This window comes from Kribbella sp. NPDC051620 (assembly GCF_044453825.1).
Taxonomy (GTDB): domain Bacteria; phylum Actinomycetota; class Actinomycetes; order Propionibacteriales; family Kribbellaceae; genus Kribbella.
This window is the reverse complement of the sequence record NZ_JBITDB010000003.1, coordinates 575,243-595,240: the sequence shown is the minus strand read 5'-3', so window position 1 is coordinate 595,240 and position 19,998 is coordinate 575,243. Positions and strand designations below refer to the sequence as shown.

At 68.0% G+C, this 19,998-nt stretch carries 19 protein-coding genes; 7 read left to right on the top strand and 12 right to left on the bottom strand.

All coding sequences use genetic code 11. The features are described from left to right. Positions 1-21: 21 nt before the first annotated feature. On the bottom strand, positions 22-846 hold the full coding sequence (locus tag ACIA12_RS15805) for an alpha/beta hydrolase family protein (protein WP_396367685.1): 825 nt from the start codon (positions 844-846) through the stop codon (positions 22-24). Positions 847-945: 99 nt separating this feature from the next. Here ACIA12_RS15805 and ACIA12_RS15800 point away from each other — a divergent pair, with 99 nt between their 5' ends. From ACIA12_RS15800 to ACIA12_RS15780, 5 genes are all read left to right on the top strand, one after another. Beyond that, positions 946-1,470 carry a CGNR zinc finger domain-containing protein gene (locus tag ACIA12_RS15800; RefSeq protein WP_396367684.1) on the top strand — a complete coding sequence of 175 codons (525 nt, stop codon included), beginning with the start codon at positions 946-948 and terminating at the stop codon, positions 1,468-1,470. A gap of 208 nt (positions 1,471-1,678) precedes the next feature. Further along, complete coding sequence (locus ACIA12_RS15795) at positions 1,679-2,167, top strand: hypothetical protein (protein WP_396367683.1); 489 nt, start codon at positions 1,679-1,681, stop codon at positions 2,165-2,167. Between the two features lie 8 nt (positions 2,168-2,175). Then, a complete protein-coding gene (locus ACIA12_RS15790) occupies positions 2,176-3,387 on the top strand; it encodes a sensor histidine kinase (protein ID WP_396367682.1) in 1,212 nt (403 codons plus the stop codon). Between the two features lie 31 nt (positions 3,388-3,418). Then, positions 3,419-4,054, top strand: coding sequence for a response regulator (locus tag ACIA12_RS15785; protein WP_396367681.1), 636 nt, complete (start codon positions 3,419-3,421; stop codon positions 4,052-4,054). A 59-nt stretch (positions 4,055-4,113) separates the two neighbouring features. Beyond that, positions 4,114-4,635: a GNAT family N-acetyltransferase gene (locus tag ACIA12_RS15780; RefSeq protein ID WP_396367680.1), complete on the top strand. Its 522-nt coding sequence runs from the start codon at positions 4,114-4,116 to the stop codon at positions 4,633-4,635. On the opposite strand, the gene ACIA12_RS15775 is transcribed toward ACIA12_RS15780, so the two are convergent. Beyond that, entirely contained in the window at positions 4,589-5,665 is a 1,077-nt protein-coding gene (locus ACIA12_RS15775; RefSeq protein WP_396367679.1) for a cation diffusion facilitator family transporter, read from the bottom strand. The two genes, ACIA12_RS15780 and ACIA12_RS15775, sit on opposite strands and share 47 nt — an antisense overlap. After that, positions 5,662-6,072 carry an ArsR/SmtB family transcription factor gene (locus tag ACIA12_RS15770; RefSeq protein ID WP_396367678.1) on the bottom strand — a complete coding sequence of 137 codons (411 nt, stop codon included), beginning with the start codon at positions 6,070-6,072 and terminating at the stop codon, positions 5,662-5,664. Before ACIA12_RS15770 ends, ACIA12_RS15775 begins: the two co-directional genes overlap by 4 nt. 97 nt (positions 6,073-6,169) lie before the next feature. Between ACIA12_RS15770 and ACIA12_RS15765 the strand changes: the two genes are divergently transcribed. Continuing rightward, on the top strand, positions 6,170-6,634 hold the full coding sequence (locus ACIA12_RS15765; protein ID WP_396367677.1) for a HutD family protein: 465 nt from the start codon (positions 6,170-6,172) through the stop codon (positions 6,632-6,634). Here ACIA12_RS15765 and ACIA12_RS15760 read toward each other — a convergent pair. The 3 genes from ACIA12_RS15760 to ACIA12_RS15750 all read right to left on the bottom strand — a co-directional run bounded on the left by ACIA12_RS15760 (position 6,631) and on the right by ACIA12_RS15750 (position 8,917). Continuing rightward, positions 6,631-7,131, bottom strand: coding sequence for a GNAT family N-acetyltransferase (locus ACIA12_RS15760; protein ID WP_396367676.1), 501 nt, complete (start codon positions 7,129-7,131; stop codon positions 6,631-6,633). The two genes, ACIA12_RS15765 and ACIA12_RS15760, sit on opposite strands and share 4 nt — an antisense overlap. Before the next feature lie 13 nt (positions 7,132-7,144). Beyond that, positions 7,145-8,347, bottom strand: a complete 1,203-nt coding sequence (gene rocD / locus ACIA12_RS15755) for an ornithine--oxo-acid transaminase (protein WP_396367675.1) — start codon at positions 8,345-8,347, stop codon at positions 7,145-7,147. Between the two features lie 111 nt (positions 8,348-8,458). Continuing rightward, a complete protein-coding gene (locus ACIA12_RS15750) occupies positions 8,459-8,917 on the bottom strand; it encodes a GNAT family N-acetyltransferase (RefSeq protein WP_396367674.1) in 459 nt (152 codons plus the stop codon). A gap of 167 nt (positions 8,918-9,084) precedes the next feature. On the opposite strand from ACIA12_RS15750, the gene ACIA12_RS15745 reads away from it, so the two are divergent. Continuing rightward, positions 9,085-12,147, top strand: a complete 3,063-nt coding sequence (locus ACIA12_RS15745; protein WP_396367673.1) for a hypothetical protein — start codon at positions 9,085-9,087, stop codon at positions 12,145-12,147. Between the two features lie 25 nt (positions 12,148-12,172). On the opposite strand, the gene ACIA12_RS15740 is transcribed toward ACIA12_RS15745, so the two are convergent. The 6 genes from ACIA12_RS15740 to ACIA12_RS15715 are packed head-to-tail and all read right to left on the bottom strand — an operon-like array spanning position 12,173 to position 19,922. Next, on the bottom strand, positions 12,173-14,560 hold the full coding sequence (locus tag ACIA12_RS15740; protein WP_396367672.1) for a TIM-barrel domain-containing protein: 2,388 nt from the start codon (positions 14,558-14,560) through the stop codon (positions 12,173-12,175). Then, positions 14,560-15,696 carry a glycoside hydrolase family 15 protein gene (locus ACIA12_RS15735; RefSeq protein WP_396367671.1) on the bottom strand — a complete coding sequence of 379 codons (1,137 nt, stop codon included), beginning with the start codon at positions 15,694-15,696 and terminating at the stop codon, positions 14,560-14,562. Before ACIA12_RS15735 ends, ACIA12_RS15740 begins: the two co-directional genes overlap by 1 nt. An 8-nt stretch (positions 15,697-15,704) precedes the next feature. Continuing rightward, entirely contained in the window at positions 15,705-16,961 is a 1,257-nt protein-coding gene (locus tag ACIA12_RS15730) for an ABC transporter substrate-binding protein (RefSeq protein WP_396367670.1), read from the bottom strand. Between the two features lie 30 nt (positions 16,962-16,991). Next, on the bottom strand, positions 16,992-17,816 hold the full coding sequence (locus tag ACIA12_RS15725; RefSeq protein ID WP_396367669.1) for a carbohydrate ABC transporter permease: 825 nt from the start codon (positions 17,814-17,816) through the stop codon (positions 16,992-16,994). Continuing rightward, a complete protein-coding gene (locus ACIA12_RS15720; protein WP_396367668.1) occupies positions 17,809-18,717 on the bottom strand; it encodes a carbohydrate ABC transporter permease in 909 nt (302 codons plus the stop codon). The genes ACIA12_RS15725 and ACIA12_RS15720 overlap by 8 nt, the downstream gene beginning before the upstream one ends. Then, on the bottom strand, positions 18,714-19,922 hold the full coding sequence (locus tag ACIA12_RS15715) for an ROK family protein (RefSeq protein WP_396367667.1): 1,209 nt from the start codon (positions 19,920-19,922) through the stop codon (positions 18,714-18,716). The genes ACIA12_RS15720 and ACIA12_RS15715 overlap by 4 nt, the downstream gene beginning before the upstream one ends. Positions 19,923-19,998: the final 76 nt, after the last annotated feature.

The window sequence follows — 19,998 nt, the reverse complement described above, 5'->3', positions numbered from 1 at the left end:
CGACATGTCGGAAACCCGCCATCAGCGCAGGCCGAGCTCGGAGCTGACCCAGGCCAGCCGGTCGTCCTTGGCCTGCTGGGTGAGGAAGTGGTCGGACTTCTCGTAGAGGCTGACCTTCGCGTCCGGTTTCGCCGCGCTGAAGGCGGCCCGTACCTCCGGCGTGACGAAGATGTCGCGGCCGGCCCACTGGAAGTAGACGTCGTAAGCGCGCGCGACGTTGTCGACCGGGTCGAGGCCGGCGAACACCTTGCGGTAGGCAACGGCCTGGTCGGGCTCCAGTCCCAGCCAGTAGGTGTCGAACCAGTTGGCCCAGGTCGCATCGCCCGCCATGAAGACCATCGCATGGGCCCGCTTGGCGATGAGAGACGCGTACATCGCGCCGTAATCGTGCCCGATGACGGCTGTGCGCCGTGAGTCGACGCCGTCTTGCGCGAGCAGTGCCTGGTACGCCGCTTCGACCGCCGCGAGCTGATTGGTCACCTTCACCCGATCCGTCTCGTCGCCGACCGGGTCGGCGCTCCACGGGAACGTGAGTTGCGGCAGGATCGCGACCGCGCCCTTGCTCGCCAGCGCGACCGCCTCGGACAGGAACTCGGTCCGGTTCTGCGTCGAGCTCGGCGGTTCGAACCAGTGCAGGTAGAGCGCCCCGACCAGGCTCTGATGCTTCTTCGCCACCGGCCTGACCAAGTACGCCGTGACCGGCGCCTGCCCATGTACCGGGATCTGGATGTCCGTCACCACCACCGGCTGCGGCTTGCGCGCATCCGTCGCCGCCGAAGATGCCCCGGCTGCCGCCACCCCGAGCAACAGCGCCCCGATCATCGTCGCCACCGCGAGTCTTCTCATCGCCCACCCCTCGCAATCTATCAGTTGATAAACTCTCTTAACAACTGACGACCGTAGAGCGGCTGGGCCGAGCGGTCAAGACGGTGGAGGATGTGCGGAATGAGCAGCGTGCCGGCGACCGACCCCTGGCTGGGGTTCGTGCTGGACCTCTGCAACACCTACGACCTGCTCGAGGACCCGCCCGACCGGCTGACCATCCCGCTCGTCGCGCGCCTCGCCGCCCACCACGAGCTGACGGACCCTGGACTCACCGACGCCGACCTCGAGCCGGTGCGCGCGGTACGCGACCGCCTCTACCGGGTCTTCGCCGAGGCTGACGCGCAGGCCCAGTACGGCGTACTGAACGAAATCTTCACCCGGTACGGCGCAACGCCACGTCTTGTCCCCGGCCCACGTCTCGCGGCGACAGGTGGCGACGACCCGGTCGCGCGACTGGCCGTATCGTCCGCGGACGCCCTCGCCCGAGCGATCGCGGACGGTGCCGCCGACCGACTCCGGACCTGCGCCGCCGACCCTTGTCGCTGCGTGTACGTCGACCGCACCAAAGCCAACCGCCGACGCTACTGCTGCGAACTCTGCAACGACCGAATAGCCTCCGCCGCCTACCGCAACCGCAAGAGCTAGCGGCATATCAACCCACGGGTGGAGGCCGGAGATCCATCCGGGTCACACCCGGAGACCGACGTACCGGCGGCCGAATCCGACGACGCTGGAGTCATCCGGCTGGAGCATCCAGCCGGAGCCGTCCAACTGGAGGCTTCCGACCGGAGGCATCCGGCTGGGGTCGGAAATGGGTGCCGGATTTGCCGGTTATCGTCGGAAGGACAGTGCAATGTCGGTCAATCTTTTGCTGGGCATCCTGATCGGGGTCCTGGTCGTGGTCCGGGTGATGGGCCGTCAACTGCGCGGTTCGATGGTGACCCAGCGGTCGCTGGTGGTGATGCCGCTGGTCCTCGTAGTCGTCGGTCTGCTGTCGGCTCGCGACGCCTTCAACACCGCCTCGCCCGGCGAACTGGCCTTCTTCGTCTTCGACGTCGCCGTCCTGATCCTGATCGGCCTCGCCCGCGGCGCCAGCACCCAGCTGACGGTCCGCGACGGCGGCCTGCACCAGAAGGGCACCGCTGCCACCTTGGTTCTGTGGCTGCTGACCATCGGCATCCGGGTCGGCGCAGGCTTCGCCGGTGCGGCGATGGGCCTCAACGGCTCCCTCACCACAGCCGCTCTCCTGCTGACCTTCGGCCTGAGCATCGCGGCCCAGAACGTCGCCGTCTACCTCCGCGCCCAGCGCCTGCACATCCCGCTGGCAGCCGAACGGGCATGATGTTGCCCATGACCATCCCGGACCGGTCGACCCCCGAACGTCCAGTGGGCGTTCAGGGGTTGCCGTCTGCCACCTGGCAGCGGGTCGTCGATCTCTGGGGATCGCCCGGCCTCGCCACGTTGCTGCGGCTGGTACCCGCGGTCCTGGTGGTCGTGACGGTGCCCCTCGCATGGGGCTCACCCGAGACCAGGAAGTTGCCCTTGGCCCTTATTTTGGTGCTGGCGGCAATCATTGTCGGCGGCAACTTGATGATCATCCGATACGGCGAGAAGTCGACCGAGCGTACCGCCGGACTACTCGTCTTCGTGGTGGTCGGATCGCTGCTCTGGTACGCGCTGCCGAACAGCGCGCTGATCGTCCTGCCGTTCTGGGCGGTGCGAGCCGCCGTGAGGTATCACCGACCCGGCCGCGGTGAAGCGCTGGTAATCCTGCTGGGCATTCTCGGCGCCAGTCTCCCGGTGCTCGCGGCGAGCGGTTCGCCCAGCGGCGCGATCGGTATCGCGATCGGCGTGATCGCCCTGCTGCTGGCCTCCACCAACCGTCGCGCACGGGAAGAGCAACTGGACGAACTCCAGGTATCGCTCGCCCGCAAGCAGGCTGCGATCGAGGAGCACAGTCGCGCTGCAGCATTGGCCGAGCGCGCAAGGATCGCTCGCGACGTGCACGACGTACTGGCGCATTCGCTGGCCGGCTTGTCGCTCAATCTGCAAGGCGCGCGGCTGATGCTGGTACGGGACGGCGCATCCGAGGAGGCGATCGAGCAAGTGACTCGTGCGCAAGGGCTGGCGGCGGACGGGTTGGCCGAGGCTCGTCGAGCGGTGGCGACGTTGCGAGAGGATTCGGTGCCCGACGCGCGGGCGATGGCCGATCTCGTCGCGGCGTACCGGCTGGAGACGGGGAGCGAGGCGACGTTCGACATCTTGGGGCAGTCGCGCGAGTTGGCGCCCGAGGCGATGGCGGCGCTGTATCGCGGATTGCAGGAGGCCCTGACGAACACCCGCAAGCATGCGCCGGGAGCGCCGATCGATGTCGTACTCCGGTACGCCGACGCCCACGTCGTCCTCACGGTCGACGACCACCCCGGCAAGCCGCCGGCCCGAGCCGTCAGCGGGGGCTACGGTTTGCTCGGGATGCGCGAGCGGGCCGAGCTGATCGGCGGCAGCCTCGAGGTCGGCCCGACGGATGACGGGTGGCGAGTTGAGTTGGTGATACCGGGATGAGCGAGCTGCGAATTGTGCTGGTGACGGCGGGATGAGCGCGCTGCGGGTGGTCGTTGCCGATGATCAGACGGTGGTGCGCGACGGGCTGGTGACGTTGCTGCGGTTGTTGCCGGGGATCGATGTCGTCGCCGCCGGGTCGGACGGGGTGGAGGCGGTTGAGCTCGTTGCGGAGTACAAGCCGGATGTTTTGCTGGTGGATCTGCGGATGCCGCGCTGCGATGGGGTGGAGGCGACGCGGCGGGTGCGCACGGAGTACCCGGGCACTGAGGTGGTCGTGCTGACGACCTACAGCGATGACGATTCGGTGCTCGGCGCGCTCCGGGCCGGTGCGCGGGGATTCCTCACGAAGGATGCTGACGCGGAGTCGATCGGTCGCGCGTTGCATGCGGCCGCGGCCGGGCAGTCGATCATCGACGGCGAGGTGCAGCGACGGTTGATCGAGGCAACGACCGCCGTACCGGTGCCGCAGGAGTCGGACGGTCTCACCCCGCGCGAGCTGGACGTCCTGCGACTGATCGCGGCCGGTCTGTCGAACACGGAGATCGCCCGCCGCCTGGTGGTCAGCGAGGCGACGGTCAAGACGCACATCAATCATCTGTTCGCCAAGGCCGGCTTGCGCGACCGGGCTCAAGCGGTCGCCTACGCCTATCGCCTCGGCCTCGGCTAGCTCGCCTCCGTGCCGCGCGAGTCCCAGATCAGTCTTCCGTCCGGTGCAAGGATGGCCGGGTGACTTCTTCTCTGAGTATCCGGCGCGGCGAGCTGGGCGACGTACCGGCTGTTCTGGGGCTGCTCGACAAGGCGACCGAGTGGCTGGTCGCGGCCGGGCGGACCGATCAGTGGGGGACCGAGGCGCACTCGACCAATCCGCGGCGGATCGCGCAGATCGAGGAGTTCGCGTCCGGTGACGGGCTGTGGGTGGCGTCGCTTGACGGACGGGTGGTGGGCGCGCTGGCCGTTGGCGATGCGATGTCGTATGTTCCGCCGGCGACCGAGCCGGAGCTTTACGTCCGTTTGCTCGTGACGGATCGCGCGCTGCAGGGCAGTGGCATCGGGACGGAGCTGCTGGATCATGCGCGGATGCTCGCGCGCGGTCTTGGCGTCGGGTTGCTCCGCGTCGACTGTTTCGGCGGTGGCGATGGGGCTCTGATCAGGTACTACGAGAAGCAGGGGTTCACTCGCGCGGAGCCTTTCGGAGTACCGGTCAGTGACTCGGTCTGGCCTGGTCAGGTGCTGTTCCAGCGGTTGTGATCTCGATCGGGCGATGGACGACGCCGTGCGCGTCGCTGCAGTGAGCGTCCTGTACATCGCCTGACGCGTGGTCGACCTGCAGCGTCGAGTGGGTCAGATGATGGCGGTCGGCGAGCAGCGTCTCGATCTGGCTGCGGATCAGGTGGCAGTCGAGCCCTTCGCTGACCAGGATGTGCGCCGACGCGGCCGGCTCGCCGGAGGTGATCTCCCAGACGTGCAGGTCGTGGACCTCGACCACACCCGGTACTGCGCACAGCTCGGCGCCCACGACAGCGGGGTCGATGCCGGCGGGGGCTGCCTCGAGGAAGATCCGGCCGGAGTCGCGAACCAGCCCGATGCCTGCCTTGAGCATCAGCGCGGCGACGATCAAGGCCGCGATCGCGTCGGCCCGGGCGAAGCCGGTGAGCAGGACGACGAGCCCGGCGATCGCGGTCGCGACGAAGGCGAACAGGTCGTTGAGGATGTGCTGGAACGCGCCCTCGACGTTCAGGCTGGTGCGGTTCGCCTTGCTGATCAGCCAGGTGGCGATCAGGTTCACCACGATGCCGACGACGCCGGTGATCAGGACGAGCGCGCCCTGGACCTCGGGCGGGTGGATCATCCGGTTGACCGACTCGTACACGAAGAACGCGGCGAGCAGCAGCAACGTGATCCCGTTGGCCTGCGCCGACAGGATCTCGACCCGCTTGAGCCCGTACGTGTACCCGCCCGCCGGCGGCCGCGCCGACAGCCGGATGGCGATCAGCGCGAGGGCGATCGCGGCCGCGTCGGTGAGCATGTGCGCCGCGTCGGTGATCAAGGCCAGCGACCCGGCCGCAAACCCCACGATCACCTCAGCCGCCATGAACGCCAGAATCAGCGCCAGCGCACCCCCCAGCAACTTCCGATCCGCATCAGCGCCAACCCCGTGCCCGTGCCCATGACCGTGCCCGGCGGCCTTGCCCGGCGCCGTACCGTGCCCGGCAACGAGCCCGTCCGGGGTGTCGTGCCCGGTGAGGTGCCCGTCCGGGGTGTCGTGGTCGGTGGTCATCGGGTTCGTTCCGGGTGGATGGCGTCGGTGTGTTCGGTGTGGGCGACGGCCAGGTCGACGAGCATCCGGACGTGGGCGTCGTCGAGCCGGTAGTACGCCATCCGGCCGTCGCGGCGTACCGAGACGACTCGGTGAGCGCGGAGCAGCCGCAGCGCATGCGAGGTGGCGGACTCGCTCATCCCGGTCACCGCGGCGAGATCGCAGACGCACAACTCGCCGTCCAGCAAGGCGACGAGCAGCTTCAACCGCCGAGGATCGCCGAGCAGCCCGAACACATCGGCCGTATCGACGACATCCTGCTCAGAAGGCATCCTGGCATGGACGGCCGCCACCCGCTCCGGGTCGACAAGCCGGACATTGCAGCCGTCGATCACCACAGGCGCTTGCACATCTGCAGAACTCTTCATATGTCCACTGTAGGCTATCCCTCCGTCCCCTGCCCATCACCGAGAGGAGCGTCACGTCGATACCCCCGACCGATCCACCGGAACCCCCGCCCCCCAAATGGTGACGCCCGAGGTCGGCGCGGCCCGGATCCTGACGCCCGATGCCGTCAACCCCGTCCCGTGGCGCAACGGAGCCGGCTCAACCCGGCAACTCGTCGACGACCCGGCCGGCTGGCGGCTCAGTGTCGCGGATCTTGAGCAGGATGCCGACTTCTCGTACTTCCCAGGCCTCGACCGAACCTTCCTCCCCCTCGTCGACGTCCTCCTGCTCATCGACGGCGAGCGCCGACCGGTGGCTCGCGGCACAGCTACCGAATTCCCCGGCGAGGCAACCGTGGCGATGGAACTGGTCGCCGGCCCCGGCCAAGCAGTCAACCTGATGACCATCCGGGGAAGCAGCAGCGGAGCCTTGACAGCGATCTCGCGACCGGAGTGGGAGCAACGCGACCGCGACCAGCCCGGGCTGTTCGTCGACCTGGGCGAGTTGCTCGTCGAGGTGCGGGTGCAGGTCTGTGGTGACTAGCCGAGCTTCAGCTCGTACTCGACCTGCGCGATCTCCTGGCCGTCGCCGAAGTCGCGGGTGGTGGTTGCGCCCGTCTCCGTGAAGCCTGACTTCGTGTAGAACCGGCGGGACTGGGGAGTATCGCGCAGAGTCCACAGGTGGACGCCGTCGAACCCCTCGGCCCGCAACCGGCGCAGCGTATCGCTCATCAACGCTGCTGCCACGCCCGTACCCCAGCCGTCCGGATGCGCGTAGAAGCTGTTGATCTCGGCGAAGCCCGGCCGGCTCGACGACGGCACCGACCAGGAGAAGGCCAAAACGCGTCCATCGACAGCGGCGACCAGTACCAGCCCTTCTGGCGACGCGACCCGCTCATGCCAGCGGGCCAACCGCGACTCGACCTGCTCCGCCGCAAACGACGCGTCGAAGAACGGCGCATAAGCCGCCTCCCAAGAGGCCGCATGCACCACCCCGACCGCCTCACCATCAACCGTCGTCGCCCGCCGCACCTCGATCATCCGCGCGCCCGCCTCAGCTTGCGAGGGACTTGAGGGCCAGCGACAGCCGGTCGGTCATCCAGTCCAGGTCGTCGGTCGTGATGACGAGCGGCGGCGACAGGCGGATGGTCGAGCCATGCGTGTCCTTCGCCAGTACGCCGTACTCCGCAAGCTTCTCGCACAGCGCCCGCCCGTTCCCGAGCGCCGGATCGAGATCCAGTCCGGCCCACAATCCGTGCACCCGCAAGCCGGCCAGCCCCTGCGCCCGCAACGGCTCCAGTCGCTCGCGCAGTTCCGGCTCCATCGCCAGCGCATGCGCCTGCAGCTCACCCGGCTCGAGCAGCTTGATCACCGCCCGCCCGATCGCCACCGCGAGCGGGTTCCCGCCGAACGTACTGCCATGCGTGCCCGGCGTGATCACATCCATCACCACCCGATCGGTCACCACGGCCGACAACGGCATGATCCCGCCACCGAGCGCCTTCCCCAGTACGTACACATCCGGTACCACGCCCGCCCGCGAGCAAGCGAAGGTCGCACCCGCCCGCCCAAGCCCGGATTGGATCTCGTCCGCCATCATCAGCACCTGGTTCCGGCTGCACACCGACCGAACCGCCGCCAGATACCCGTCCGGCGGCACGACGACACCAGCCTCGCCCTGAACCGGCTCGATCAGCACCGCGACTGTAGTCTCGTCGATCGCCGCCTCCAGCGCGGCCGCGTCGCCGTACGGGACCGACCGGAAGCCAGGCGTGTACGGCCCGAAGCTGTCGTGCGCCTCGGCGTCACCCGAGAAGCTGATGATGCTGATCGTCCGCCCATGGAAGTTGCCATCAGCAACGATGATCGTCGCCTGCCCGTCCGGCACGCCCTTGACCAGGTACCCCCAACGGCGGGCCAGCTTGAGTGCGGTCTCGACCGCCTCGGCGCCCGAGTTCATCGGAAGTACCGCGTCCTTGCCCGAGAGTGCGGCCAGCTCGGCGCAGAACGGCCCGAGCTGGTCATGGTGAAACGCGCGACTGGTCAACGTGACCCGGCCCAGCTGTTCCGTCGCGGCAGCGATCAGCGCAGGGTGCCGATGCCCGAAGTTGAGTGCCGAGTAGCCCGCCAGGCAGTCCAGATACCGCTGTCCGGACGTGTCGGTCACCCACACGCCTTCCGCCGTCGCGACGGTGACGGGCAACGGGTGGTAGTTGTGCGCGCCGTAGCTGTTCTCCAGCGCCATCGGATCAGTCATGGATCGGCCTCTCGGTCGCAAAGCTCAGACGACCAGAGCCTAGAGCCCAATCCGACCCAAGCCGACCCCAACCGTCAGATTGTCCGACATCTGGGCAATGTGCGGCCTGACTCACGGCAGCTCCAGTACCAGGTGCGGCTGGGCCCAGGTCACCCGGCCGCGGGGCGGCAGCAGTCCCACCCGCGTGGCGCCCATCGCGAGGTAGAACCCCTCCGCCGGCGGGTGCGAGATGATGTGGATCCGAGGGAGTCCGAGCGCCTTGGCCTCGACTCGCAGGTCGTCCATCAGCATCCGCCCGATTCCTGCCCCCTGCCGGTCATCGGCGACGAACAGGTAGTCCAGCTCACCCTCGCCCGGCCCAGCACGACCTGGGATCGCCAACGTGTAGAAGCCTGCGACGCCACGGTCGTCCTCCGCCACCCGGCCCGGGTTCTTCGCCAGGTACGCAGCGTCGATCGTCTGCTCCTCGATCATTGCCCGATACATGCCGTCGTAGGCGGCGGAGGTTCTGGCCAACCGGGTGAGCACGGGTCCGTCTGCTGCAACCGCGGCTCTCAAGGTCAACGTCACTCCGGCATCATATGCGACGCCGTCGCATCTAGCGATGGACCGGTGTGAGGTCTTGCCGTAGGCAGCGGAGTGTGCGGCAATGTGACTAAGTGTGACGACCGGTGAGCTGTGGGGGCGAATGGGCAATGGTCGCAGTGGTGGGGGAGCAACCGGCAGGAAGTGAGCCGGTGGAGCAGGAGGTTGTGGAGGAGGCGCCTGAGCCTGCCGACTTCCGGTGGGTGGGGGCGATCCTGGCCGCCCTGGCGGCGGTCTGGCTGGCGATGAACGAGATCAGCCTGCTGGCGGCGGGATTCCTCGCCGAGGGCGGCAAGTCGTGGGCGTTCAACGGCATGAGCGGACCGCTCGCCATGAAGCAGTACGGCGGCTGGCACGACAAGCTCACCGGCGAGCAACTGGACGACTGGTTGCCCTTGCTGGCGATCTATCTGGTGCTGGACCTCGTCTTCATCGCCATCTACGTGCCCGCCCTGCGACGCTTCATTGCCACAGGGCCAGTGCTTGTACTAGCTGGCCTCGACGTGGTGGAGAACATCCTCACGTACTGGCTGGGCAGCCAGCGCTGCGACGCGGGCGACTGTGTCCCGGCCGCGTCCGCGGTCATCCTGGCGGTGATCACGACGCTGAAATGGCTGGCGTTCCTCGCCATCGTCTACTTCCTGATCCGCGATCACTGGCAGACGATCAAAGCGGCCGTGCCGCGGATCCGCCGCGCGCTGTGGATCCAGCGCTTCAGCCTGCTCGCGTTCCTGCCGCTCGGCCTGCTCGCGATCGTGCCCGGCACCGACGTCCTCGACCAACTCCCGGACGTCCAGCGCAGCTGGCTCGACAACGGCACCGGCGTCGGCCAAGCGCTCATCGCCGCTTTCCTGTACTACGCGGTGCTGTTGCCCGCGATCTTCCTGCTCGGCCGGCTCCGCGCCGACTGGGCCGTCCGGCGAGTCCGCGGTGAGGACCACGAATGGCCCTTCTACAACCAGAACGGGGCCAAGCGCCGGCAGAACCTGGTGCTCTGGGTCGTCGGGCCGATCCTGTTGCCGGCGATCGCGGTCGTGATCGCTGTCTCCGGCCAGGGCGAGGTGTTCAAGCGGCGGCTGGTCGTGTTCTGTCTGATTCCCCTGCTGGTGCTGGGATTGTCGCGCCTTCTCCGGGACAAGCCCGGGGTACATCCGAAGGCGTTGCGGCCGGTCGGCAGCTGGTTCCCGCGCGACGTGATGATCGCCGGCGACATGATCTCGGTGACCGCTGTGTCGCTGGGTGGCCTGGGAATGGTCCGCGCCTTCGCCGCCCTGGCGGCAGGCGATGCGGTCGGGTTGTTCGATTCGTCGTACGCCGTGCATCCGACGGTGGCGCTCGTGACCGGCGTGGTGCTGGCGATCGGTACCTGGCTCGTCTCCTGGCCGGTGCTCAAGGCAATCAAGCGGTGGGGGCAACCGGAGACGACCGGCGTACTCGGCTGGTACGGGCGGATCGCGACGCCTGGCGTGAACCCGAGCGGTGCGACCGTGGTCGACGTGGCGCCGCGGAGCAAGGTTCGGGCCGGGTTCGTGCTTGGTGCCAGTGCGGCGATGCTGCTGCTGGGGTCGTTCCCGAGGCGGTTCGCTGACGTTCTCGGCGTACTGGCGTCGACCCTGCTCGCGTTGGCGACGCTGGTGATCCTGATCGGGGTGATCGTCGCCTATGCGCAGGAGCGGCAGCCGCCCGAGATCTTCCAGACCAAGTGGTTGCGGATGCGCGCGACACCGATCATCAGCCTGCTGGTCTTCGCGATGGTGGCGACGGCGCTGATCGGCGGCAAGACCGAGGTGCATCCGTTGACGGCCACCGCGGCGCTGCCTGATCGGCCGAGTATGCAGCAGGCCTTCGATGCATGGGTGGCTCAGCCGGGCTGCACGGTGCCGTTGGATGGTGGGCTCAGGCTGCGGCCGATGATGATGGTGGCCGCGGAGGGTGGTGGCATCAGGGCGACGTACTGGACTGCTTCCGCGCTCGAGCGGCTGAGCATGACGGGCACTGGGTGCGCGAAGAATTCGGTGCTGTTCTCGGGTGGGGCGAGTGGTGGCGCGTTCGGGCTGACCGTTGCGCGGTACACGGACAAGCCGTTGACGGCGGTCAAGGCGATGGCGGGGCATGAGGCGCTCGGTGCTGCGACGATCTCGCTGATGTCGAGTGATCTGCTGGCCAGTATGGCGGGGTTGCGGTTCGATGCGGCCGCGGAGTACCGGACGCCATCGCGCCAGCCGTTGGACCGGGCCGGGTTGATGGAGACGGCGTGGGAGCGGAAGGTTCCTGAGCTGCGGCGGCACTTCCTGCCGGATGACGGTAAGGCCGATGGTGCGATGACCGGGCAGCTGATTCTGACGACGTCTGCTGTTCGCAACGGGTGTCGCGCGTTGATGAGCCAGGTCGATCTGAGCGACGGAGCCCGTACTGCGGATGGCGCGCCGGTCTGTGGAGCCGGGGTGGCCGGGGCGCACGACTACGACCTCTTCGCGGAGTACGGCCGTACTGCGGAACGCACCGACGCGGGCTGCCTCGGCAACCCGCAAGCGCTGACCGCTGGGTTGCTGGCGTCGCGCTTCCCGTATGTGACGCCGTCCGGGGTGGTCGGCAGCTGTGGCGACCTCAAGCCGGCGCAATTGGTGGATGGCGGGTACACGGACAACACCGGCATCGGCACGATCGTCGATCTCGCGCCGTCGTGGGGTGCTGTAGTCCGCTCACACAACGACAAGGTGCTTGCCGACGGCACCGGGGAGGTCATCCTGCCGCTGGTCGTCTACATCGAGAACGGCACCGGCAAGGACTACAGCGTCGGCAACGACGACCCGGTCGACGGCATCGGCAACACCTTCAAACCCGGTACCAACCTGCCGGCCGTACCGGAACTGTTGGTGCCCCCGGCAACCAAACTCATCTCCGCCAAGGAGGACGGCACGAACGACCGCGCCCTGCTCCGGGAAGCCCGGGCAGCCGCGACCGCCCAGCTCTGCACGGAGTCATCCGCGTGTGCCACCCTCCACTCCGACCTACCCAACCTCGTCTACGTCATCAGCCAAAGCACCCAGCCGTCGCTGTCCGCCCCACTCGGCTGGACCCTCTCCCGATCCAGCCAGAACGACCTGGACCTGGATCTGACCCTGCAAGCCGAAAAGCAATGCGGCCCAGCCTGCCCCGGCTACGGAACCCTCCACGACCTCATCGCCACCCTGGGGCAGGACCCCGACGCATGATCGGCGCTGCCCGCGCGGACCAGCTTCAGCCGAAGATGGCGGCGAGGGCGGGCCAGCGGTCTGCCTTGCAGTAGACGGGGACGACCTCCAGCGGGACGTCTCGGGTAACCAGGCCGGGTTGGACGGGGTCGCCGGTCCAGACGTCGATCCAGTCGCCTTCGGGGAGGTACGTCGTCCAGGTGGTGGCCTCGGGTTCGAGGACCGGGTTGATGAGGAGGTCGTTGCCGAGGAGGTACTGGTGGGGGTGGTTCCAGATCTCCTCGTCGGAGGGGTGGTCGAAGAAGAGGGGGCGCATGAGGGGGCGGTCGGTGGTGATGGTGAGGGCGGCTTGTTCGGTCAGGTACGGGACCAGGCGTTCGCGGAGTTCGGCGTACCGGCGGAAGAGCGGGACGATGCGGTCGTCACCGGTGGTCTCGGCGACGTGCCACGGGGTGCGGTCGCGGAGGGGGAGTTGGTGATGGTTGAACTCCGAGTGGTACTGCATGATCGGCATGAAGACCGAGGCCGCGGCGGCGCGCAGGTAGAGCTCGGCGTCGGGGACCGGGCCGGAGAAGCCGGCTAGATCCCAGCCCCAGTAGACGATTCCGCAGGACGCCGCGGAGAGTCCGGCGGTGACGGAGGCGCGGAATGCTTCCCAGGTGGAGTCCTCGTCGCCGGCCCAGAAGATGCCGTGCGCCTGCGAACCGGTGAACCCGGCGCGAGAGAAGGTGACGGGCGCCTTGCCGACCGAGCGGAGGAGATCACCGAAGGCGCGGGCGTAGTGCACCGGGAACAGGTTGTTGCCTTCGTCACCGCGTTTGCCGTCGGCGTACTGGAGATCGTGTCCCCACGCGTGCTCGCCACCGTCGGTCTTGAAGCCGTCGACGTCGAGGTCGTCGACGAGGTACCGCCGCTTCTCGGTCCACCAGTCGCGAGTGCGCTGGGTGGAGAGATCGGGCATCAGCGCCTGGGGGAACCACCAACCGCGATTGTGGTACGCCGTACCGTCGGCCTCCAGTACTGCGTGCCCGTCCCGCACCATCGCCGCCGCGTCGGCCGCTACCTGGCCAGTGCTGAACTCCGTCTTCTGCAACGGAATCTGCCAGAGAATCACCTTGATCCCGCGCGCGTGCAACTCATCGATCATCGCCTTCGGATCAGGCCACGCACCATCCGCCCGGTACTCGAAGTCGGCCGCGCTGTGTGCACTCCCATCCGCGTTGACGTCATACCGCGCATCCCGCCAGATGGTGATGCCCTCTTCGTCGCTCCACGCCTCGATCACCACCGCACCGACCGGGATGGACAGATCGCGATGCGCGTCCATCCGCGCCATCACGAGCTCCTGGGTGTTCCACTCGTTCCCAGAGGCCCACAACCGGAACACCCACTCCGGCAGCTCCTCCGCCCGCCCTACCTCGTCCAGGAACTGCTTCAGTACGACGTCAGCCGACCCCTCATAAATCCCAAGGTCAACCACCGCTTCGTCGCCCAAGGCAACTTCCACGACAAGCTGGTCTCCCTCGGAGGAGTACCAGGTCCGCCGCGACGTCCGCACATGAAACCCCCATCCCGGCCCACCCACCACATGCGCGAACGGCATCGGCAGATAAGTCCGCCCATGCACCCCCTGCGACTTGTACTGCTCGAACACCACCGCATCCAGCGTCTTCCCCCGCTGATCCAGAGCGTCATACCGCTCCCCAAACCCCACCAGATGCTCACCATCAGCAAGCGGCAGGGCGAACCGAGCCCGATGCACCCCGGCGGCGGACACCAGCCACTCAACCTCACGGACGCGCTCGCCTCCACCCCGAACTTCTCCACCAGTCGCCGTCCACGTCGCCGGACTCACCTCAAACCACTCCGAGGTCTCGGCGACGGCCTCGCCGGCGGGCGGTTGCGACGCGAGGCCCCTCGCGATGTCAGACTCGGCGAAGCCGGCAGCCGGCTCCGCCCCGAGCGCAGCGGACGCGAAGCGATCGCCCCCCACGCCAGCGCCTGCCGCCCCGGAGGCACCCGCACCCGCACCCGCACCCGCGCCGGCACCCGCGCCACCCGCGCCCGCGCCCGCGCCACCCGCGCCCGCGCCACCCGCGCCCGCGGGGTCGCGGTAGGCGTGGAAGCGGTACTTCACCGGCTCCGTGATCGGCGGCGTGGCGACCGACCAGCCGCCGTCGCCGCCTAGGGCGGTGGCTTGGGCTTCTGCTAGGTGGCCTTCGCCGCCTGCCAGCGCCGCGGCGTCGGCGGCGTTTGCTTCGGTGGGGGAGAGCATCAGTTCCGTGGAGCCCCACTCGCAGACGACTCGGGTGATGTCGGGGGAGACGACCACGCCCAGCTGCACCTGCTGGCCGGTCAACGGCTGGACGGGGATGCGTTGGTCGGGGGAGGTGGCGTACGGGTGTTCGATGCCGTACGGGCGGTGGGTGAGCATCAAGCGTCCTTGGTGGTGATGCCGAGTTCGTCGGCGAGGATCAGGTACATGCCGTGGGACCACAACAGGGGGCTGGCGACCGGCCCCCAGCGGGCTATCCATTCGTTGCGAGAGCCGGGGTGCAGCAGGTGGTGGGGGACTTGCTCGGGGAGGTCGCGGTGCTCGTCCACCTGGTCGGCGATCCAGCGGAGGTGCCTGAGGGCTCCAGCGGTGTCGCCCGCGGCAGCCAGGTTCCAGCCGAGGAGGGCGGACAGCAGGATCCACTGGCCGCCGCCGTAGAAGACGTCGGCGGTGAAGCGATGCACCCCGCCGTCGAAGTCCAGGTCCTTGGCGACGGCCGCTCGCGTCATGGCCGCCAGTGAGTGGTCGGCAGAGACCAACCCGAACGGCACGATGCAGGCCGGCAACGACCCGTCGACCGCCGAACTGCCGAGCCACTTCACCAGATGCCCGTCGACGATCCCCTCCGCCGTCACCAGCGACCGGATGTCGGCCGCGACCTTCAACGCCGCCGCCGACCAGGGCGCCGACCGCAACGACGAACAGGTGCCAACAGCAACCAATCCACCATGGATCGCCCCGAGCGTCGACACGTGCCGATGCTCGACGTGCTCCTCCCACCAGTCATAACAAGGCCGATCCCAGAACGCGACCAGGTAGTCGACCGCGACATCGATCCCCTCCCGCCAGCGCGACAGATCCAGCCCGTGCCGCGCCGCGTGAGTGACCACCGACCACAGCCACATCCCGTAGCCGTCGGTCTGGAAATCCCACCAGGGATCCGACCCGTCCTCACCGTCGAAGGTGAACCGCGTCGGCAGCATCGCCTCGTTCGACGGCACCTCGCCCCGGGCGAGCGCCGCGCGCAGGTCGTCCACCTGCCCGCGACGACGCCGCAGTACACCATCGACCCAGTCGTGGAACCGATCAGCCGAAGCGACATCGCCGTACCGCGAGATTCCCTCGGCGGTGAACGAGCCGTCGCGCAACCACGCATACCCCTTGTACGCCGAAAACGTAGGCGAAGCGGGATAGGCGCCACCGGCATCCTGGTGCTGCGTGATGACGGCGTGACTGTGTTCGGCCAGCGCCCTCAGCCGGGTCAGCTCTTGCAGGTCAGGGGCGGGAGAGATCATCGGTTCCTTCACTTCTTGAGCAGGCCGTTGACCTTGGTCTGGGCATCCGCGAGCGCCTTCTCGACCGGCTTGCGACCGGCCGCGGCAGAGGTCAGCTCGGCGGTGACCAGGTCCTGCATCTCCTGCTGACGCTCGATCACCGGCGGCAGTACGGTCTCCTCCAGCGCGGCGAAGACGGCCTTGCGGTTGGCGGGCTTCTTCTGGTCGAGGTACGGCGCGAGCTTGGCCTCGTCAGCCACCGGCGGCAGCTCCCACGAGGTCGCGAGCCGGGTCTTCGTCGTGTCGTCCGAGGAGGCCAGGAAGGTGACCCACTTCTGCGCGGCGTCCGCGTTCTTCGAGGCGGCCGACACGACCAGCCCGTTCACGAACATCGCCGACGCCTTCTTGGTGTTGCCCGGCTCGACCACGACATCCCAGTCGAACGGCGCCTCCGCCATCGGGGTGAACATCCAGATCCCGGTGTGCCACATCGCGAGCTTGCCCGACTTGAACAGCTTCGAGTCGAAGTCCGGCGTACCGGCGCCGTCGGCCTCGGTCGGCATCGTCTTGCCGACCTTGTCGATCAGGAACTTGGCCGCCTCGATCCCGGCAGGGGAGTTGAAGGTCGCCTCGGTCCGGTCGGCGTTCAGGAACTCGCCACCGTTCTGCGCGAGCACCTTGTAGAACTCGTTGTACGACACGGGCTGGTAGTCACCCCACACCTTCGCGCCCTTGTCGGTCAGCTTCGCGGCCGCCGCCTGCTCGTCCTTCCACGTCCACGCGTCGGTCGGCTCGGCCACGCCGGCCTTCTTGAACAGCGCCTTGTTGTAGAACAGCACGACGTTCGAGAACGACTCCGGTACGCCGTACTGCTTGCCGCCGTCGTTGAACGCGTCCACCAGCGACTTCTTGTACGCCGCCGTGTCGATCCCCTTGAGCTCGGCCAGCGAGCCGTTCTTCGCGTACGTGACGAAGTTCTCGTAGTTGAGTTCGAACGCGTCGGCCGCGGTGCCGCCGGCCACCGAGGTCTGCAGCTTGGTGAAGTAGTCCGCGTACGGAACGGTCTCGACCTGGACGGTGATGTTCGGATTGGCCGTCTGGAAGGCGTTGACGATCGCCGTCAGGTCCTTCTCGTGGCCGTCGTTGGAGGAGAAGTTCATGTACCGGACGACGCTCTTGCCCTCCGGCGCGGCGGCTTCCTTGGTCGCCGAGCCCTGCCCGCAGGCGGTCAGCGTGAGTGCGAGCGCGGCGGTCAGTCCGAGGCCCACGGTCTTGAGATGGCGCATGGCGGTTTCCTTCACTCTCTTGCTTGAGGCTTACTTGATGCCGGTGTGGGCGACACCGGCGATGATGTGGCGCTGCGCGAGCAGGTACACGATGGCGATCGGGACGATCGAGACGACGGAGCCCGCCATCACGACATCCCACTGGGTGGTGAACTGGCCCTGCAGCGTGGACAGGCCGAGCGGGAGCGTCATGAACTCCGGCGACCTGATCACCACCAGCGGCCAGAGGAAGCTGTTCCAGCTGCCCATGAACGCGAACACGGCGACGGTCGCGAGCGCGGGCCGGATCAGCGGCAACACGATCGTGGTGAAGATCCGCAGATGGCCGGCGCCGTCGATCGTCGCCGCCTCGTCCAGCTCCATCGGTACGGCGGTCACCGCCTGGCGGAGCAGGAACACCCCGAACGCCGACGCGATCGTGGGCGCCAGCAGAGCGAAGTACGTGTCCTGCAGGTTGAACGTCTTCATCTCGATGAACAGCGGTACGACGAGCACCTGCAGCGGCACCATCAGCGTCGCCAGGTAGAAGCCGAACACGACGTTCTTGAGCGGGAAGTGCAGGCGGGCGAACCCGTACGCCGCCATCGACCCGGTGATCAGCTGGAGCACCGTGGACACGATCGCGATGCCGAGCGAGTTGACGATGATCCGCCAGATCGGGATCGCGTCGACCAGCGTCCGGTACGCGTTGAGCGTCGGGTTGTCGACGACCAGTTTGGGGCCGTCGGCCAGTGATCCCTCCGGGGTGATCGAGGTGATCACGGTCCAGAGGAACGGGAACAGCATGATCGCGGCGCCGACCAGCACGGCGGCGTACAGGGCGATCTTCGCGGGGAGGGACCTGGTGTCACGCATAGTGCACCCACCGGCGCTGGCCGCGGATCTGGAAGACGGTGATCAGCAGGATGACGGCGAACAGGATCCAGGACAGTGCGGACGCTTCACCAGCGCGTCCGTACCGGAAGGTCAGGTCGTAGATCTGCCCGACCACCACCTGACTGGAGCCTTGCGGGCCGCCGCCGGTCATCACGTAGACCTGGTCGAAGACCTGGAAACCGTTGATCAGCGAGATCACCACCACGAAGAAGGTCGACGGGGACAGCAGCGGGAGGGTGACCCGCCAGAAGCGCTGCCAGGCGCTCGAGCCGTCCACCTTCGCGGCCTCGTAGAGGTCGGAGGGGATGGCCTGCAGACCAGCGAGCAGGATGACCATCACGAAACCGAGGTCCTTCCACGCCGAGCTGAGGATGACGGCGGGAAGCGCCCAGTGCGGGTCGGTCCACCAGCCCGGCTGGGGGAGGCCGACCGCGCCGAGCACCTGGTTGACCAGGCCGTTCGTCGGGTTGAGCAGCCACTTCCAGACCAGCGCGACGACGACCCAGCTGGTGACGACGGGGAGGAAATAGGTCGCCCGCAGGAACGAGCGGCCCTTGAGCTTCTGGTTCAGCGCGAGTGCGAGGCCGAGCCCACCGGCGTACACGATCGGGAGGTAGCCGGCGACGTAGATCAGCGTGTGCAGGAAGACCCGGCGGGTGTTCTCGTCGGTCAGCAGGTTGGTGTAGTTGCCGAGGCCGACCCACTCCATCGGCGAGATCAGGTTCCACTTGTGCAGGCTCACCCACAGCGAGGAGACCATCGGCACGAGCGTGAAGACGAAGAGCGGGATCGCGCTCGGGAGCAGGAAGAACAAGACCCAGCCGAGGCGTTTCCAGCCACCCTTTCTCCGGGTCCTGGTGGGCGTCGCGTTCGCCTTCATCGGGTTTCCAGCCGGGCGCGGACGAGCCGGCTCTGCTCGCCGCCGTTGTTGGCGGAGTCGAAGGGGGAGGAGAGCACCAGCGACGCCGCGCCGCGGGCCCACTGGTCCTCCGTCCACGGCTCCACCACGACCGGTACCGCGCGCCGGGCCGGCAGCAACGATTGCCGGAACGACGGCTCGAACCCGGTCTGCCAGAACTCCCATCCGTCCACTCCCTCACCCATCAGCACGACGACCTCGGGGTCGACCGTGTGGATCACCCCGGCGAGCGCCCGGCCGAGCATGCCGCCGGCTTCCTCGAAGATCCGTTGTGCCGCGGTGTCGCCAGTACTTGCCGCCCGCAACAAAGTGGCGAGCGATCCGCGTGGGCCGATCACTTTGCGAGCGCGGGCCGTCCGGGCGATCCCGGCCGCGCCGATGTACGCCTCGAGGCAGCCGGCCGAACCACACGTGCACGGCGGTTGCTCCGTACCGGGCGACCAGACCGGGATGTGCCCGATCTCGCCGGCGCCTCCGTTGGCGCCCCGGTAGATGCCGCCGTCGACGACGATGCCGCAGCCGATACCGCGCCCGATCGTGACGACCAGGTACGACGAATGCGCCCGCCCGATTCCGTACAGCCGCTCGGCCGCAGCCAGGGTGTTGACGTCGTTGTCGACGAGGACGGGGGTGCCGATGGCGGAGCGTAGTACCGGGCCGACGGGCGCGGACTGCCAGCGGAGGGTCGGGGCGTCGACGATGCCTGAGGCCTGGGAATCGACGGCACCCGGTACGCCGACGCCGACCCCGAGCAGCCGGTCGTCGAGCTCGGCCACCTGCTTGGCGAGGCTCTGCCCGAGCCGCTCGATCGCGTCCGGGGCTCCCGGGTCGTACTCCAACTCGGTCGACGAGCGGACGGTCCCGTCCAGCTCGACGGTCACCACCGCGACGTGATCGGCCGTCACCTTGGCCCCGAGCGCGACGCCGGCGTCCATCACCAATCCGAGCAACCGGGCCGGCCGCCCGCCCTTGGACGGTACCGACTCCAGCTCCTCGATCAGCCCGCGAGCGATCAGATCCTTCGTCACCTGGGTCACCGTCGCGGGGCTCAGCCCGAGCCCCTTGGCGATCTCGGTCCGCGAGGTCGGCCCCTGGGTCCCCAGCAACCCGACGATCCCCGACGGCACCAGATCGCCCCGGGGAATCGGACCCTGTCCACTCGCCACAAGCACTCCCGACTTACTTCGCTACTAAATTTAGCCAAAAAGTAAGCCTCCTGGGAGAGCCTGTCAAGGGCCCGGT

What these genes read in the sequence shown, in the direction of transcription:
- ACIA12_RS15805 (WP_396367685.1), bottom strand. Translation starts at nt 846, where the DNA reads ATGAGAAGACTCGCGGTGGCGACGATGATCGGGGCGCTGTTGCTCGGG.
- ACIA12_RS15800 (WP_396367684.1), top strand. Translation starts at nt 946, where the DNA reads ATGAGCAGCGTGCCGGCGACCGACCCCTGGCTGGGGTTCGTGCTGGAC.
- ACIA12_RS15795 (WP_396367683.1), top strand. Translation starts at nt 1,679, where the DNA reads ATGTCGGTCAATCTTTTGCTGGGCATCCTGATCGGGGTCCTGGTCGTG.
- ACIA12_RS15790 (WP_396367682.1), top strand. Translation starts at nt 2,176, where the DNA reads ATGACCATCCCGGACCGGTCGACCCCCGAACGTCCAGTGGGCGTTCAG.
- ACIA12_RS15785 (WP_396367681.1), top strand. Translation starts at nt 3,419, where the DNA reads ATGAGCGCGCTGCGGGTGGTCGTTGCCGATGATCAGACGGTGGTGCGC.
- ACIA12_RS15775 (WP_396367679.1), bottom strand. Translation starts at nt 5,665, where the DNA reads ATGACCACCGACCACGACACCCCGGACGGGCACCTCACCGGGCACGAC.
- ACIA12_RS15770 (WP_396367678.1), bottom strand. Translation starts at nt 6,072, where the DNA reads ATGAAGAGTTCTGCAGATGTGCAAGCGCCTGTGGTGATCGACGGCTGC.
- ACIA12_RS15765 (WP_396367677.1), top strand. Translation starts at nt 6,170, where the DNA reads ATGGTGACGCCCGAGGTCGGCGCGGCCCGGATCCTGACGCCCGATGCC.
- ACIA12_RS15760 (WP_396367676.1), bottom strand. Translation starts at nt 7,131, where the DNA reads ATGATCGAGGTGCGGCGGGCGACGACGGTTGATGGTGAGGCGGTCGGG.
- rocD (WP_396367675.1), bottom strand. Translation starts at nt 8,347, where the DNA reads ATGACTGATCCGATGGCGCTGGAGAACAGCTACGGCGCGCACAACTAC.
- ACIA12_RS15740 (WP_396367672.1), bottom strand. Translation starts at nt 14,560, where the DNA reads ATGCTCACCCACCGCCCGTACGGCATCGAACACCCGTACGCCACCTCC.
- ACIA12_RS15735 (WP_396367671.1), bottom strand. Translation starts at nt 15,696, where the DNA reads ATGATCTCTCCCGCCCCTGACCTGCAAGAGCTGACCCGGCTGAGGGCG.
- ACIA12_RS15730 (WP_396367670.1), bottom strand. Translation starts at nt 16,961, where the DNA reads ATGCGCCATCTCAAGACCGTGGGCCTCGGACTGACCGCCGCGCTCGCA.
- ACIA12_RS15725 (WP_396367669.1), bottom strand. Translation starts at nt 17,816, where the DNA reads ATGCGTGACACCAGGTCCCTCCCCGCGAAGATCGCCCTGTACGCCGCC.
- ACIA12_RS15720 (WP_396367668.1), bottom strand. Translation starts at nt 18,717, where the DNA reads ATGAAGGCGAACGCGACGCCCACCAGGACCCGGAGAAAGGGTGGCTGG.